This is a genomic window from Pseudomonas protegens (genome assembly GCF_003732485.1).
Taxonomy (GTDB): Bacteria; Pseudomonadota; Gammaproteobacteria; order Pseudomonadales; family Pseudomonadaceae; genus Aquipseudomonas; species Aquipseudomonas protegens_B.
Window position 1 is genome coordinate 141,215 of the sequence record NZ_MOAK01000081.1, and the last position, 13,928, is coordinate 155,142.

The following is a 13,928-nucleotide window of genomic DNA, read 5'->3' on the forward strand; positions in this document are numbered from 1 at the left end:
CGCCACAGGTCATCGAGTTCTGCGGTGGTCTTGAGCCAGGGGGCGTCCTTGCGATCGATCAGCAAGGTTTCCTTGGCGTTGAAGTCGATTTTGTCGACGCCTTTGTTGAGTTCCGCCAAGGCGAAGTCCAGACGCGCTTTGACCCGGTCCAGATAACGCTTGTAGATGGTGAAGCCGGCATTCAGGTCGCCGCTCTTGAGGAAGTCGTCAAACTGGGTTTTCCATTTGTCGAACTCCGCGATATCGCTGGCCATGAAGTAGCTGCGCGATGGGTCCAGCAGCTTCAGGTAGCTGTCGTAGATGATCACCGAGCGCGCATCATCCAGCGGCGGTTTGCTGTAGTGGTGGCGTTTGAGCAGTTCTACAACATTGAGGCTGGCAATTACCTCATCGCGATCGGGCTGAAGTTGATCCCAGCTATTGGCTGCGAACGTATTGGTCGACATCGGCAGGAGGCCGAAACCAATGAATAGGGCGAGGGCGGTGCTGGGGAACAAATGCTTCATGCTGATTCGACGCGGGGGCAATTGATAACGCATATTAGGCCGTCTTTGAAGTCGCCGGTTCCATAAGGACCGGTCGCATAATGCAAAAAGCCCGGTGCTACCGCTCCGGGCTCAGTCCAGACTCACTATGGAGGCACTGTGAAAGCATTGCAAGGCGTTGAAGGTCATGTGGAGTGGGTTGAAGAGCCAAGTCCTGCCTGTGATGTAGGGCAAGTTCGCATTCGGGTGGCCGCTGCCGGCCTCAATCGGGCCGACCTGTTGCAGCGCGCGGGCCTTTACCCTCCACCTCCCGGGGCCAGCAAAGTCCTCGGCCTGGAATGCTCCGGGGTGATCAGTGAGGTGGGCCCGGGTTCGTCCTGGCTGGTGGGGGATCGGGTCTGTGCGCTGCTGGCTGGCGGTGGCATGGCCGAAGAGGTGGTGGTGGATGCCCGTCACGTGCTGCCGGTGCCCGAGGGGCTGTCCCTGGTTGAGGCTGCTGCGCTGCCCGAGGTCTACAGCACGGCCTGGCTCAATCTGTTCCAGCTGGCAGCCCTCAAGCCCGGCGAGAAAGTGCTGCTGCACGCGGGCGCCAGTGGCGTCGGTTCGGCCGCCATCCAGCTGTGCAAGGCATTCGGCAACCCTTGCTGGGTCAGCGTCGGTTCTGCCGATCGCCTGGCCTACTGCGAGCGCCTTGGCGCCCAGGGTGGTGTGCTGCGTACCGATGGCCTTGAGGCGTTGCGGGATTTAGGGCCCTTCGATGTGATTCTCGATCCGGTGGGCGCCAATTACGCGCCCAACAATCTCAAGCTGCTGGCCCTGGATGGTCGCTGGGTATTGATCGGCCTGATGGGCGGGCGTGAGGCGCAATTGGACCTGGCACAAGTGCTGGCCAAGCGCATTCAACTGTTGGGCTCTACCCTGCGCAGCCGCAATGAACAGTTCAAGGCCGACTTGTTGAGCGACCTTGGGCAGAATGTCTGGCCGCTGTTCAGCGAAGGGCGCCTGAGCCCGCAATTGGCCAAGACCTTCCCGATCCTGGATGCGGAAGCGGCTTTTGCCGAGCTGGCGACCAATCAGGTGTCGGGCAAGCTGGTGCTGGTGATCGATTCCAGCCTGAGGTGATTGCTGTCGTAGGAGCCGGCTTGCCGGCGAACCTTGTGCCAGGTTTTTGGGCCTGTTCGCTGGCAAGCCAGCTCCTACACAAGCTGGCAGCCAACGAATTACGGGAGGGGGATTATTTCCAGTGATGGATCGGCCAGCCGGCCTTTTGTGCGTGCTCGCGTAGTACCGGGTCGGGGTTCACTACCTGGGGATGGTCGACCCGCAGCAGCAGCGGCAGGTCATTGCGCGAATCGGAGTAGAACGTTGCGCCTTCCAGGTTTTCTTCCTCGGCGTCCAGCCATTCCAGCAGGCGGGTGATCTTGCCTTCGCGGTAGGTCAGGGTGCCAAGGGTGTGACCGCTGTACACGCCGTGCAGCACTTCCAGCTCAATCCCCAGCACTTCGTCGATGCCCAGGCGAGCGGCAATCGGCTTCACCAGATGGGTGCCCGAGGCGGAAATCACCAGAATCCGGTCGCCGGCCTTGCGGTGGGCTGCAATGGTGGTGCACGCCTCACTGAAAATGATCGGCTCGATCACCTCTTCCACCCAAGGTTCCACCAGGTGCGCCACCTCTTCCGGGGTGCGTCCGGCCATGGGTTCCAGGCTGAAACTCATGAACTCCTCCATGGCCAACTTGCCATGACTGTAGGCGTCCATCAGTTCGTTGTTGCGACGCATGAACGACTCGCTGTCGACCCAGCCAAGGCGGCCCATCTGTGCGCTCCAGAGGGTGGCGCAGTCGCCGTGAATCAGGGTTTCGTCCAGATCAAAAATTGCCAAGGCCATCAGTGCAGCTCTCTCTTCAGGATCAATTGCGTGAAAGCCGTCAGGCTACCTCACACAGGGCGGCAGGATCGATGGTCAGCGCCAGACGTTGGCCGTCAGCGTGCAGGTCATCGGCCGAACGGTTGAGAACATCCACCACCAGCTCCACCCCGCGAGCCTCGACTCGGTAGCGAATCACATTGCCCAGCAGGCTGTGGCTACGAACCAGCGCATCGAGCTGGCCCTCCCTGCCGAGTTCGATGGCTTCCGGGCGAATGGCAATACGCCCGCTGATCGGGCGCTGCAGCAGCTTGCTGGCACTTTCGGCGTCCAGCAGGTTGTAGTTGCCGATAAAGCCCGCCGCGAATACATCCACGGGCGCCGTATAGAGCGTCTCGGCATCGCCGCTCTGGACAATCCTGCCCTGGTTCATCAGGAAGATCCGATCGGACATGGTCAGGGCCTCCTCTTGATCATGGGTGACAAAAATCGTGGTCAGCCCCAGTTCCCGCTGGATGTTGCGGATCTGTTCACGCAGGTGCTTGCGAATACGCGCATCCAGGGCCGACAGCGGTTCGTCCAGCAACAGCAAGCGCGGCCGGGTCACCAGTGAGCGGGCCAGGGCTACCCGCTGGCACTGGCCACCGGACAGTTGGTGTGGATAACGATTGGCGAAGTCGTTGAGCTCCACCAGTTGCAAGGCTTCAAGGACCCGCTTGCGACTGTCGTCGGCGTTGACCTTCTGCATGCGCAGGCCGAAGGCGACGTTCTGTTCCACGGTCATGTTGGGGAACAGCGCGTAGCTCTGGAACACCATGCCGATCCCGCGTTTCTGCGGGCTCAAGGGCACTATGTCCTGGCCATCGAGAAGGATCTTGCCGCCGTCCACCGGGGTCAGCCCGGCGATGCAGCGCAGCAGGGTGGACTTGCCGCAGCCGGACGGGCCCAGCAGGGTGACGAACTCACCTTTCTGGATCTCGCAATTGATATCGCTGAACACCGTGGTGCCTGCGTAGTTCTTTTGCAGGTGTTGGACGCTGACGAAGCTCATTGGCTTTTGTCCTTGTTCAAGATGTTGGCGGCCCAGGTCAGAACCAGCACGAAGAAGAAGTAGGAGATCACCAGGGCGCTGGTGAAGTGGCCGCTGCTGTTGCGCATGTTGTTCAGGTAGACCTGCAGGGTTTCATAGCGGGTGCCCACCAGGATGTTGGCGAACACAAACTCGCCGAACAGAAAGGAGAAGGACAGCAGCAAGGCCACCATCAGGCCTTTGCGCAGGTTGGGCAGCACCACCAGGAAGGCCGCTTGCCAGGTACTGGCGCCCAGCAGTTGGGCGGCGTCCATCAGGTCCCGCAGGTTGATCGCCTGCAGGTTATTGGTGATGGCCCGGTACATGAATGGCAGGGCGACAGTGAAATAACAGCCGATGAGAATCCACGGCGTGCCGACCATGGCGAACGGGCCTGAGCCATAGAGTTGCAGCAGGCCCACTGAAGACACCACTGGCGGCACCGCGAAGGGCAGCAGGATCAGGATGTTCATCAGCGCGTCGAGCTTGGGAAAGTGGTAGTGCACCACAAACAGCAGCGGCAGGATCAGCACCACCGAAAGCACCAGCGCCCCGACGCAAACCAGCAATGACTGGCCGAAGGCATTGAGGAAGCGCGGGTCGCTCCATAGTTGCAGGTACCACTTGAAGGTCAAGCCGCTGGGCAGGATGGTGGCGGACCAACTGCTGGCGATGGAGTAGACAAAGGTCCCCAGCAGTGGCAGCAACAGGATGGCAAACAGTAGGTAGACCACCACCCGGTGGTACAGAGCGGCGGAGCCGGGTTCAGCGCGAGACATGGTAGCTCCTCTTCAAAAGCAGCTGATGGACGATGGTCACCAGGGTCATCAGGACCACCAGCACCACCGCCAGAGCGCTGGCCATGTTCGGATCCAGGGAGATGTCCCCGGAAACCATGGCGGCAATGCGGATCGGCAACACGTTGAAGTTGCCGGTGGTCAGGGCGTAGACCGTGGCATAGGCGCCCAGGGCGTTGGCCAGCAGGATCACGAAGGTGCCCAGCAACGCCGGGGTCAGCACGGGTAGACCGATGTGGCGCCAGAACTGCCAGCCGTTGGCCCCCAGCAGCGCGGCGGACTCACGCCAGTCTTCGCGCAGGGCGTCGAAGGCCGGGTATAGCAGCAGCACGCCCAAGGGGATCTGGAAGTAGGTGTAGAGAATGATCAGCCCGGTCTTGGAGTACAGGTTGAAGTCCTGAATGATCCCCGACTGCTTGAGCATGATGGTGATGGTGCCGTTGAAGCCCAGGAGGATGATGAAGGCGAAGGCCAGGGGCACGCCGGAGAAGTTGCTGGTCATGTTGGCGAAGGCGTTGACGAAGTTGCGCAGCCTGGAGTCGACCCGGCGCAGCGAGTAGCTGCCCAGTACCGCGATGATGATGCCGAACACGCTGGACCAGAAGCTGATCTCCAGGCTGTACTGGATGGCCTGCAGGTAGAACTTCGAACTGAAGATCTTGCTGAAGTTGGCCAGGCCCCAGCCGAACTCTTCCGACTGCAGGCTGTTGATCAGTACCCATACCAGCGGGGCGATCTGGAACACGATAAAAAACAGGGCGAAGGGCACCAGACAGAGTGCAGCCAGCCATTTGCCGCGGGTGACTGAATTCACAGCAGCAGCTCCCGGCACAAGGGTTTGTCATGGGCTACGCCCAGCAACTGGCAGATCGTGCCGCACAGTTCGGTCTGCTTCGGCATGGCGCTGGCATCGAGACTGAACGCATCGCCGAGAACGAACAGCGGGACTTCCCGCTCCTCGGCCAGCAGGCCATTGTGGGAGCGGTCGTTGTTCATGCCGTGGTCGGCGGTAACCAGTACCTGGTAGCCGGCATCGAGCCAGCCTTGCAGGTAGTCGGCGAGGATGATGTCTGCCGAACGCGCGCTGTTGCGGTACTGGGTGCTGTCGAGGCCGTGCTTGTGCCCGGCGTCATCGATGTTCATCGGGTGCACCAGGAGAAAGTCCGGCTGGTGCCGCAAGCGCAGGCTCTCCGCATCGGCGAACAGGTGGGCGTCGGGGTAGTGATCGCTCCAGTAGAAGTGGCCGTACTGGATCGGTAGATCGGGGTTGGCAGTGTGCCGGTCCTGTGGTGCGTTGAACGGGCTGCGGTTGTACAGCTCGCTGACCCAGTGATAGGCCGCAGCGGCAGTGCACAGGCCGGCATCGCGGGCGTAATGGAAAATGCTGCGCTGGGTGGACAGGCGCGAGACCTGGTTGTGGACGATGCCGCTGTCGATCGGCGCAACACCGGTGAGGATGCACTCGTACAGGGGGCGGGACAGGGCCGGCAATTCGCATTGCAGCTTGTACAGGGCGGCGCGGCCTGCGCCGACGTAGGCTTGCAGGTGGCCCATGGCGTGTCGGGCAACTTCGTGGTTGAGGCCGTCGAGCACCACAAGGATGACGTTGTGCTTCATGAGCGGGGGGACTCCGGGATCAGGCAACGCATGGAACCTGTAGGAGCGGCCAGACGGCGTTGCGCTTGCCGGCGAGGGGCGGTACGAGCGCACAGACACCTTCGCCGGCAAGCCGGCTCCTACGACTGATGCAGCATTACGGCATGTTGATGATCACTTCTTCCTGCCACTTCTGCGGCAGGGACTTGGAGGTTTTCTCCCAGGCGTCGGCGTCCTTGATCGGGGTCACGTGCTTGTATTGTTCGTTGGGCAGCAGGTTGGCCTGGACGTCTGCCGGCAGGGTCAGGTGCTCGGCACGGATCGGGCGCGCATTGCCGCGAGCCAGATTGGTCTGGCCGGCATCGCTGAAGATGTACTCGCGGGCCAGCTTGGCGGCGTTGGGATGTTTGGCGTATTTGTTGATGATGGTGGTGTAGCCGGAGATGACCGAGCCGTCGGATGGGATCAGCACTTCGTAGTCATCCTTGTTGACCATCTTGTTGCGGTAGCTCAGGCCGTTGAAGTCCCAGACCACGCCCACTTCCACCTCACCTTTCTCCATGGTGGCGATGGTTGGGTTGGCCAGGGACAGGCGGCCTTGCTTGGCGATCTCGGCGAACATCAGCAGTGCCGGCTGGATGTTCTTTTCGTCGCCGCCCTTGGCGATGGCCGCGGCCAGCACACCGTTGGCGGCTTGTGCGGCGGTACTCACGTCACCGATGGAAACCTTGTACTTGCCTTTTTCCAGGTCGGCCCAGCTCTTCGGTGCATCAGAGCCGTGCAGCAGCTTTTTATTGACGATGAAGGCGATGGTGCCCGTGTACGCCAGGGCCCAGTTGCCGTCCTTGTCCTTGGCCCAGTCCGGGACCTGGGCCCAGGTGCTCGGCTTGTAAGGTTGGGCTACGCCCTGTTTGACTGCGATCGGACCGAAGGCGGCGCCGACGTCGCCGATGTCGGCGCTGGCGTTGTCTTTCTCGGCAGCGAACTTGGCGATTTCCTGGGCCGAACTCATGTCGGTGTCGATGTGCTTGAGGCCGTAGATTTTCGCCAGGTCCTCCCAGGTGCCTTTCCAGTTGGCCCAGTCATCGGGCATGCCGACGCTGTTCACGGCGCCTTCCGCTTTGGCAGCGGCTTCAAGGGTTTTCAGGTCGTTATCAGCGGCCATGGCGGCGGTGCACAGGGCAATGGTCGAGCCTAACAGTGATGCCAGGAAAAGCTGTTTCATCCGAAGCTCCTTTGTGTGTGTTCAACGCTGCGTTGTTATCGACAGTCTTGCGATGGGTTGGTCTAGGTCAGCAATACCTGAGCCAATTTAGGCGTGTTGGATGACACTTTGATGTCGGTGCCAGCTGCAGGCGCCTGGATCAAGGGGGGAGGCTGGTGCTGCGAGATAAGCGTAGACCATGCTCAAACGGCTGATCTGCAAGCACTTGGCGGACAATTTGCAGGCTCGGCACAGGGCCGTTCAGTGGGCTTGTCATCTCTCAGTCATATGGACTGCCTAGGCTTTCGAACATGAGGCAGAGGGCTATTCAGGCCGCTGCAGTGCCCTGAAACAGTGCTGGTCTAGTCCAGATAGGTAACGTTGATGCGTATTGATGCAACCAAAGCGGTGACAGCCATCGGCCAGGTCCTGCAGGAGCAGATCGCCCACGGGCTGTTGTCGCCGGGCAGCAAGCTGCCGGCCGAGCGCAAGCTCAGCGAGTTGTTTGCCACCACCCGCATCACCGTGCGCGAGGCCTTGCTGCAATTGGAGGCCCAGGGGCAGATCTATCGTGAGGAGCGCCGTGGATGGTTCGTCTCGCCGCCGCGGCTGGCCTATAACCTGATGCAGCGCAGCCACTTTCACGCCATGGTCAGCGCCCAGGGGCGGGTACCATCCACTGAGGTCATCTCCGCTCGCCTGCTTCCGGCCAGCGCGGCGGTCTGTGCCTGGCTGCAGTTACCGGCGTTATCCAGCGTGATCCAGATCTGCCGGGTGCGGCGTATCGATGAGCGGTTGGTGCTGTATGTGGAGCACTACTTGAATCCCAAGTATTTCCCGAAGATTCTCGATTTCGACCTGAACCAGTCGATTACCGAGCTGTACGCCCGGCACTACGACTTGCATTACGGAAGGGTGCGCTTCGAGATTGTGCCCACCTCGTTGCAGCCGGAAGCGGCAGCGGCCCTGAAGGTTTCGGCGGGCAGCCCCGGGCTGCGCATCGCCCGGGTCAACTACGACCAGCATGAGCGGCTGATCGATTGTGATCTTGAGTTCTGGCGGCATGACGCGATTCATGTCGGCGTTGACGTTCTTTAGACATCAGTGCCGTTCGCCGGCATGCCGGCTTCTACAGGGTCATTGTTTTTCCGGGGCGCTGCCGGGGGTGATCACCTGGATGCTCATGCGTGGGGTGGCCAGGTCCAGTCCGGCTTCGTCCAGGTGACGCTTGAGGGACAGGTTGAATGCCCGGGACACTTCCCACTGCTTGATTGGCGCGGTCTTGAAACGGGCCCGGAGGATGGCGCTGCCGGACTCGAAACTCTCTACCCCCTGGATCTCCAGTGGCGACCAGATGTTACGTCGTTGCAAGGGATCGGTACGCATCTTCTGGCCCACATCGCGCATCAGCTTGATCGCGTCGTCGATCTCCATGTTGTAGGGAATCGCCACGCGGAAGATCGCGTAGCCGAACTCCCGGGAGTAGTTCTTGATGCTCTTGATCTCGCTGAACGGGATGGTATGGACGATGCCGTCGATGTCCCGCAGGCGCACGGTGCGGATGGTCAGGCCCTCGACGGTGCCCAGGTGGCCGCCGACATCCACGTAGTCGTCGATGGCCAGGGAGTCCTCGATGATGATGAACAGACCGGTGATCAAGTCCGCCACCAGGGACTGGGCACCAAAACCGATGGCCAGGCCGATGACACCGGCACCGGCCAGCAGCGGCGTGACGTTCATGCCCATGTTGGCCAGGGCGACAATCGTGGCGATGATGAAAATCGCCACGAACAGCACGTTACGGATCAGCGGCATCATGGTCTGTGCGCGGGCGTTGGCCAGGCCCTTGCGCGAGCGGGTCAGGGCGTGATGCACCGCGGTGTCGCTGAGAATCCAGATCAGCCAGGCAAAGATCAGGGTGCCGCCGAGGCTGAACAGCTTGACGCTGACTTCATGGCCGTCGCCTTCGGTGAAGCGGATCAACGACATGCCCCAGACTCGCAGGCCGAGCTCGATGAACGCCAGCCACACCGCCAGGTGGGCCAGGGTATAGAAGAAGCTTTTCAGCCGTTCGGAATACAGCGCATGACGCTTGTGCCCACGCTGGGGCTTGAGGGCGTGGCGCCGTACCAGGCCGTTGATGACCATGCATAGAACCAGCAGCACCGTGCACAAAAGTGACTGGCGCAGGGCCGTGCTGGTGTCGCCGGCGGAAACGAAGGTGGCGAACAGCGAAATGCCCACCAGCACCAGGGCTGGGAGGTACCAGAAGGTGCCGATGATTTCGATGGTGTCGCTCAAGGCGCGACGGGTCAGGCGTCGGGACAGCGGCTGGTTGCGGATCAGGTGCGCGATCGGCCGGCGGAAGCGCAGGATGAATACCCCGGTGGACAGCGCCGCCATGACATTGGCGAAAGTCGCTGCTGTGTGGGCCAGGTGCTGGCCGAGGCTGGCCACCATTCGTGGGTCGCTCAGGGCCTCGCCGAAAGCGGCGAAGCTGCCGATCCACCACAGCGGCCGGAACGCCTGGCGGCGCAGGATATACAGGGCACGATGACGGTGGGGACCATCGAGGACGGAAAACGCCACCACGCAGATCGCCGAAAAACAGGTGCCCACCACCAGGGCGTAAGCCAGAACCATGGCCAGGTCCTTGCCCAATGACGAAGGCAGGGAGTAGGTCATGTAGACGGTGATCAGCAGCGCGATCAGCCAGGGGCCGAGCTTGCGCAGGGCGAAGCGCAGCAAGTCCCAGGTCTTGGGGTGCTGGGGCAGTTCTTCGGTGAGCCCGAAACGCAGGCGCACTCTATGGCTGAGCCAGATCAGCGCCGCCGCCAACAGACTCCAGACCATGAGAATCAGGGCAAAGGCAAAAATGATCGGCAGCCATTGGCTGGCTGGCAACATCAGTGCCGACAGTTCTTCCTGGGCTTGATCGAACTCGTCAGTCCAGCGGGTCAAGGGGCTATCAGCACCGGAGAACTGCTTCTCCAGGCTCGACAGGGTGCCGCCGATCAGTCCCAGCACGCCCTCTTCAGTGGCGGGTTGGGCTTTTTTGGTGACATCCCGGAGCTTTTTCAGATCAGCCAGCAGCTTGGCGCGTTGCTGGTCGTTCTCCAGGGATTTGATCACCTCGTCCAAAGACTGCCCCAGGGGCTCTTCGGCCTGTGGTTGCGGTTTGCTCTGGTTGCCCAGCAGGCCCGGCAGGCCAACCGCCAGCGCACTGCTCATGGGCAGGAAGGTCAGCAGGCAGACAAGCACATAGCAGGGCAGGGCGAAAAGGCGAGCGAACACTGGGCAGTCAACCTCGGAGAAAATCGGATCGACCGAGTGTACGAGGCCGCCAAATTCAATGCGAGGGCGAGCGCTGCATTTATTCCGCCAGTTTGGCGAGGATTTTGTAAACCACAGTGCCGAGAATCAGCAGCATGCCGACCCACATGCTGAACACACCGAGGTTCTTGTCCCGGAAGTTGAAGCCGATGGCCAGGAGAATCATGCCCGTGAGGATCGGGATGAGCATGGAGTGGAACGAAGACATCGAGATCATGGCGACGGCCTTGTCAGGAGAAGTACTCATAAGTCTAGGCCGCTTTGTTGCGCCCCGGGTTGATGTGTATCAGAAACCGGCGGGGCCCCTGAGCGAGGCGCCCGCAGTTAGAGCTCAGGGCAGTTCCTGGCTGGCGTAGAAGGCGCTCAGGACCTTTACCAGGTGGGCCAGGTCGTGGCTGCCACAGAGCTCACGGATCGAGTGCATGGCGAAGGTCGGCAGGCCGATGTCCACGGTACGCACTCCCAGGTGGCTGGCGGTGATCGGGCCGATGGTCGAGCCGCAACCCATGTCGCTGCGCACCACGAAACTCTGCACCGGAACTTCCTCGGCCATGCACAGATGGCGGAAGAAGCCGGCTGTTTCGCTATTGGTGGCGTAGCGTTGGTTGCTGTTGACCTTGATCACCGGGCCGGCATTGAGTTTCGGGCCGTGATTGGCGTCGTGCTTGTCGGCGTAGTTGGGGTGCACGCCGTGGGCATTGTCTGCGGAAATCAGCAGCGACTTCTGGATGGTACGGACGAACTCGTCGCCTTCGGGCAGCAGGCGGCGCAGGGTCTGTTCGAGCATCGGACCATCAGCGCCGCAAGCCGAGCAGGAGCCGACTTCTTCATGGTCGTTGCACACCAGAACGCAGGTTTCTTCACTGTCGGCCGTCAGCAGGGCCTGTAGCCCGGCGTAGCAGGACAGCAGGTTGTCGAGGCGCGCGCCGGCAATGAAATCGCCGTGCAGGCCGATCACTGCAGCACTCTGGGTGTCGTAGAAGCTCAGCTCGTAGTCCAGCACCACATCGGCGTTCAGGCCGTGTTCGCGAGCCAGTTGGTCGGTCAGCACGGCACGGAAGTCCACCCGCTCGTCACCGGCGAACTGGGCCAGGATCGGCGGCAGTTCGTTCTGCGCGTTGATCGCCCAGCCCTGATTGGCCTCACGGTTGAGGTGAATGGCCAGGTTGGGAATGATCGCGATGGGGGCCTTGAAGTCGATCAGTTGGCTTTCCACCTTGCCATCGCGGCGGAAGGTCACGCGGCCGGCCAGTGACAGGTCACGGTCGAACCAGGGGGCCAGCAATGCGCCGCCATAGACTTCCACACCCAGTTGCCAGAAACCCTGGCGCTGCAGTTCAGGCTGGGGCTTGACCCGCAGGCAGGGGCTGTCGGTGTGGGCGCCCACCAGGCGGATGCCGCCTTGCAGGGGCGAATGCCGGCCCAGCTTGAAGGCGACGATGGAGGAGTCGTTACGGGTGACGTAATAGCGGCCGTTGGCTTCGGTGGTCCACGGCTCGCGTTCGTCGAGGCGCTGGTAACCCGCCGCTTCCAGGCGTTGAACAAGGCTGGCAGTGGCATGGAAAGGGGTAGGGGAGGCCTTGAGGAAGTCGATCAGGCCTTGGTTCAACTCTTCGCGCATAAGTAGCTCCAGACAGCAGTGGCGCGAGTTTAACGTATTGGATGAAGGCGATGGGCAAGTGCATGTGATGCTATCTGCCCATCTTTCTTTAAAGCGAGTTCAATCTGCCGCTGATGTCGAATTTCTAAGCAGGTAGTTCAGGATGACCTTTTGGTCCTGCTGCCTATTGGGTTTGGGCAGTGCCTCAGGCCAGGATTCATTAGACAGGTTCAACAGTTCTTGTTGTTTTTGTCTGTCCCAACGGCTGATTTCACGAGATGCGCTTTCCCACCACTCGTGGCGGCATGCAGCATGGTAAGGCGTGTCAGGCAGTTCGCTGCCGTAGTGCAGGTCGCGAGCGATCTTCTTCAATGCGCCTTTGAGCTTGCGCAGGCGCCATTTAATTCGAAGCCGCTGCCAGCGAGAAGGAAGAGGTTTGCGGTTTGGCATATCCTGGCACAGCGAAATCAGCTCGGGTCGATAGTCCTCACCATGTTGGGCAAAGAAGTAGGCCTGCATCGCATGGAAGAAGCGCTTTTCGGCAAAGTAGTGGTAGACGTATTTTTTTGTCTCTTGTACCGACTTGTCGCGCATGGCGAACGACAGAGCAATTTGCTCGATAGTATGGATATCGAAGGAGTCCTGGGTCCATTCGTCAATGAAGCCGATGGACTTTTCCAGTAGTGGTGTATCCCCGTCAGTCAGGCCGCACAAGCCACTGTTGTAGAGCTTGAAGTCACTGTCGGGCTTGATGCCATAGGGTTGTAGACAGGTACCAAGCTTTAAGTAAGTCTGGCGCGCGCTGACCTCTTTCCAACGATATTCGAAGCTGTCCATCAAGTAGTTTTCGGGACCAATCAGCTTCAGCAGGCAGTGTGGGTTTTTCAGGAAGAGTGTATCGGTATCCGCGAAAAGGGTTTTTTCCGCAAGTTTAAGACCGCTAGCCATCGCGCAGGCTTTGCGTCTGTGGTGATAACCATTCTGGCCCTGCCATTGATGCAGGGTCTCTTCGCTCAGGGCAACGGTATCCACCGGCCAGCCGGAATAATCCTGCGGCCTGTCGGTCATGATTCTGATGCACAGCGACTCGCCGTAATTCAATTGGCTAAGGGCTGTGAGGATGCTGAATTTGACCTCCCGCCGATAGACCTCATTGTTGCCGTAAACCAGATAGAGCAACTGCTCGGGTGTTTTCATTAGGGTATGAGAGGCAGGTACTGCTGTGCACGTCATCGGTCAAGTGTCCTTACTTAGGGCGCTGGCTGATCAGGTTACTGTTAGAAGGGCGCGGGGCAATCGAAGCGCAGGCGTTTACCGGTCTGGGGGTGGGTGAAGCTGAGCATACTTGCATGCAGGCACAGCCTTGGCCACGCGGTCAGGGCCTGCGGGTGGGCGTAGAGGCCATCGCCCAGCAGCGGGTGACCGATGGACAGCATGTGCACCCGCAACTGGTGAGAGCGGCCGGTGATGGGGGTCAACTCGACCCGGCACCAGTCGCCGCAGCGCTCCAGCACTCGCCAGAAGGTCAGGGCGTGCTTGCCGAATTCGTGGTCCACCACATGCCGGGGTTTGGTTGGCGGGTCATAACGCAAGGGCAGATCGATGCTGCCGCTGTCCAGTTCCGGCTGGCCCCAGCACAGCGCGGTGTAGGCCTTTTCGGTTTCGCGGTCATGAAACTGTCGCGACAGTTCGCGATGGGTATCAGCGTCCCGGGCCAGGAGAATGATGCCCGAGGTTTCCCAATCCAGCCGGTGGACGATACGGGCTTCGGGGTAGCCGTTTTCCTGCAGGCGAGTGATCAGGCAGTCCTTGTTGTCGTCGGCGCGACCGGGGACTGAAAGCAGCAGAGTGGGTTTGTTCACCACCAGGACGGCGGGGTCCTGATGCAGGATGTGGATATTCGACAACGGCATTAAAACAGCCTCGTAACAAACGCCAACGGCGGCTCGCCAACCTCCATGCAATGCATGAGGCCAG

The 13,928-nt window shown here is 60.7% G+C and carries 13 protein-coding genes and 1 pseudogene; 2 read left to right on the plus strand and 12 right to left on the minus strand.

All coding sequences use genetic code 11. From position 1 onward, the window contains the following. A pseudogene (locus BLX41_RS36175) lies at positions 1–506 on the minus strand (carboxy terminal-processing peptidase); the annotation flags it as partial. A gap of 138 nt (positions 507–644) precedes the next feature. Between BLX41_RS36175 and BLX41_RS24495 the strand changes: the two are divergent. Then, positions 645–1,607 carry a zinc-binding dehydrogenase gene (locus BLX41_RS24495; RefSeq protein WP_123726963.1) on the plus strand — a complete coding sequence of 321 codons (963 nt, stop codon included), beginning with the start codon at positions 645–647 and terminating at the stop codon, positions 1,605–1,607. Between the two features lie 112 nt (positions 1,608–1,719). On the opposite strand, the gene BLX41_RS24500 is transcribed toward BLX41_RS24495, so the two are convergent. The 6 genes from BLX41_RS24500 to BLX41_RS24525 all read right to left on the minus strand — a co-directional run bounded on the left by BLX41_RS24500 (position 1,720) and on the right by BLX41_RS24525 (position 7,039). Continuing rightward, a complete protein-coding gene (locus BLX41_RS24500; RefSeq protein ID WP_123726964.1) occupies positions 1,720–2,373 on the minus strand; it encodes an HAD family hydrolase in 654 nt (217 codons plus the stop codon). A gap of 40 nt (positions 2,374–2,413) precedes the next feature. Next, positions 2,414–3,403, minus strand: coding sequence for an ABC transporter ATP-binding protein (locus tag BLX41_RS24505; protein ID WP_123726965.1), 990 nt, complete (start codon positions 3,401–3,403; stop codon positions 2,414–2,416). Continuing rightward, positions 3,400–4,200, minus strand: a complete 801-nt coding sequence (locus tag BLX41_RS24510) for an ABC transporter permease (protein ID WP_123726966.1) — start codon at positions 4,198–4,200, stop codon at positions 3,400–3,402. The genes BLX41_RS24505 and BLX41_RS24510 overlap by 4 nt, the downstream gene beginning before the upstream one ends. After that, positions 4,187–5,032, minus strand: a complete 846-nt coding sequence (locus BLX41_RS24515; RefSeq protein WP_123726967.1) for an ABC transporter permease — start codon at positions 5,030–5,032, stop codon at positions 4,187–4,189. Before BLX41_RS24515 ends, BLX41_RS24510 begins: the two co-directional genes overlap by 14 nt. Next, the gene (locus tag BLX41_RS24520; protein WP_123726968.1) at positions 5,029–5,835 is read right to left on the minus strand and encodes an alkaline phosphatase family protein; all 807 of its coding nucleotides are present in this window, start codon (positions 5,833–5,835) and stop codon (positions 5,029–5,031) included. The genes BLX41_RS24515 and BLX41_RS24520 overlap by 4 nt, the downstream gene beginning before the upstream one ends. A 136-nt stretch (positions 5,836–5,971) precedes the next feature. After that, entirely contained in the window at positions 5,972–7,039 is a 1,068-nt protein-coding gene (locus tag BLX41_RS24525; RefSeq protein WP_123726969.1) for an ABC transporter substrate-binding protein, read from the minus strand. A gap of 363 nt (positions 7,040–7,402) precedes the next feature. On the opposite strand from BLX41_RS24525, the gene BLX41_RS24530 reads away from it, so the two are divergent. Further along, complete coding sequence (locus BLX41_RS24530; protein WP_123726970.1) at positions 7,403–8,116, plus strand: UTRA domain-containing protein; 714 nt, start codon at positions 7,403–7,405, stop codon at positions 8,114–8,116. 39 nt (positions 8,117–8,155) lie between these two features. Here BLX41_RS24530 and BLX41_RS24535 read toward each other — a convergent pair whose 3' ends face one another. The 5 genes from BLX41_RS24535 to BLX41_RS24550 all read right to left on the minus strand — a co-directional run bounded on the left by BLX41_RS24535 (position 8,156) and on the right by BLX41_RS24550 (position 13,864). Beyond that, positions 8,156–10,312: a mechanosensitive ion channel family protein gene (locus tag BLX41_RS24535; RefSeq protein WP_123726971.1), complete on the minus strand. Its 2,157-nt coding sequence runs from the start codon at positions 10,310–10,312 to the stop codon at positions 8,156–8,158. Positions 10,313–10,391: 79 nt separating this feature from the next. Next, the gene (locus BLX41_RS33420; RefSeq protein ID WP_148059772.1) at positions 10,392–10,598 is read right to left on the minus strand and encodes a hypothetical protein; all 207 of its coding nucleotides are present in this window, start codon (positions 10,596–10,598) and stop codon (positions 10,392–10,394) included. Positions 10,599–10,682: 84 nt separating this feature from the next. Then, complete coding sequence (locus BLX41_RS24540; protein WP_123726972.1) at positions 10,683–11,972, minus strand: M18 family aminopeptidase; 1,290 nt, start codon at positions 11,970–11,972, stop codon at positions 10,683–10,685. A 99-nt stretch (positions 11,973–12,071) separates the two neighbouring features. Continuing rightward, positions 12,072–13,148 carry a hypothetical protein gene (locus BLX41_RS24545; protein WP_404942793.1) on the minus strand — a complete coding sequence of 359 codons (1,077 nt, stop codon included), beginning with the start codon at positions 13,146–13,148 and terminating at the stop codon, positions 12,072–12,074. An 80-nt stretch (positions 13,149–13,228) separates the two neighbouring features. Then, positions 13,229–13,864, minus strand: a complete 636-nt coding sequence (locus tag BLX41_RS24550) for an RluA family pseudouridine synthase (RefSeq protein WP_123726974.1) — start codon at positions 13,862–13,864, stop codon at positions 13,229–13,231. Between the last annotated feature and the right edge of the window lie 64 nt (positions 13,865–13,928).

Bases quoted from the DNA above. Each gene is read 5' to 3' on its own strand.
- BLX41_RS24500 (WP_123726964.1), bottom strand. From the start codon at position 2,373: ATGGCCTTGGCAATTTTTGATCTGGACGAAACCCTGATTCACGGCGAC.
- BLX41_RS24505 (WP_123726965.1), bottom strand. From the start codon at position 3,403: ATGAGCTTCGTCAGCGTCCAACACCTGCAAAAGAACTACGCAGGCACC.
- BLX41_RS24510 (WP_123726966.1), bottom strand. From the start codon at position 4,200: ATGTCTCGCGCTGAACCCGGCTCCGCCGCTCTGTACCACCGGGTGGTG.
- BLX41_RS24520 (WP_123726968.1), bottom strand. From the start codon at position 5,835: ATGAAGCACAACGTCATCCTTGTGGTGCTCGACGGCCTCAACCACGAA.
- BLX41_RS24525 (WP_123726969.1), bottom strand. From the start codon at position 7,039: ATGAAACAGCTTTTCCTGGCATCACTGTTAGGCTCGACCATTGCCCTG.
- BLX41_RS24530 (WP_123726970.1), top strand. From the start codon at position 7,403: ATGCGTATTGATGCAACCAAAGCGGTGACAGCCATCGGCCAGGTCCTG.
- BLX41_RS33420 (WP_148059772.1), bottom strand. From the start codon at position 10,598: ATGAGTACTTCTCCTGACAAGGCCGTCGCCATGATCTCGATGTCTTCG.
- BLX41_RS24540 (WP_123726972.1), bottom strand. From the start codon at position 11,972: ATGCGCGAAGAGTTGAACCAAGGCCTGATCGACTTCCTCAAGGCCTCC.
- BLX41_RS24545 (WP_404942793.1), bottom strand. From the start codon at position 13,148: ATGAAAACACCCGAGCAGTTGCTCTATCTGGTTTACGGCAACAATGAG.
- BLX41_RS24550 (WP_123726974.1), bottom strand. From the start codon at position 13,864: ATGCCGTTGTCGAATATCCACATCCTGCATCAGGACCCCGCCGTCCTG.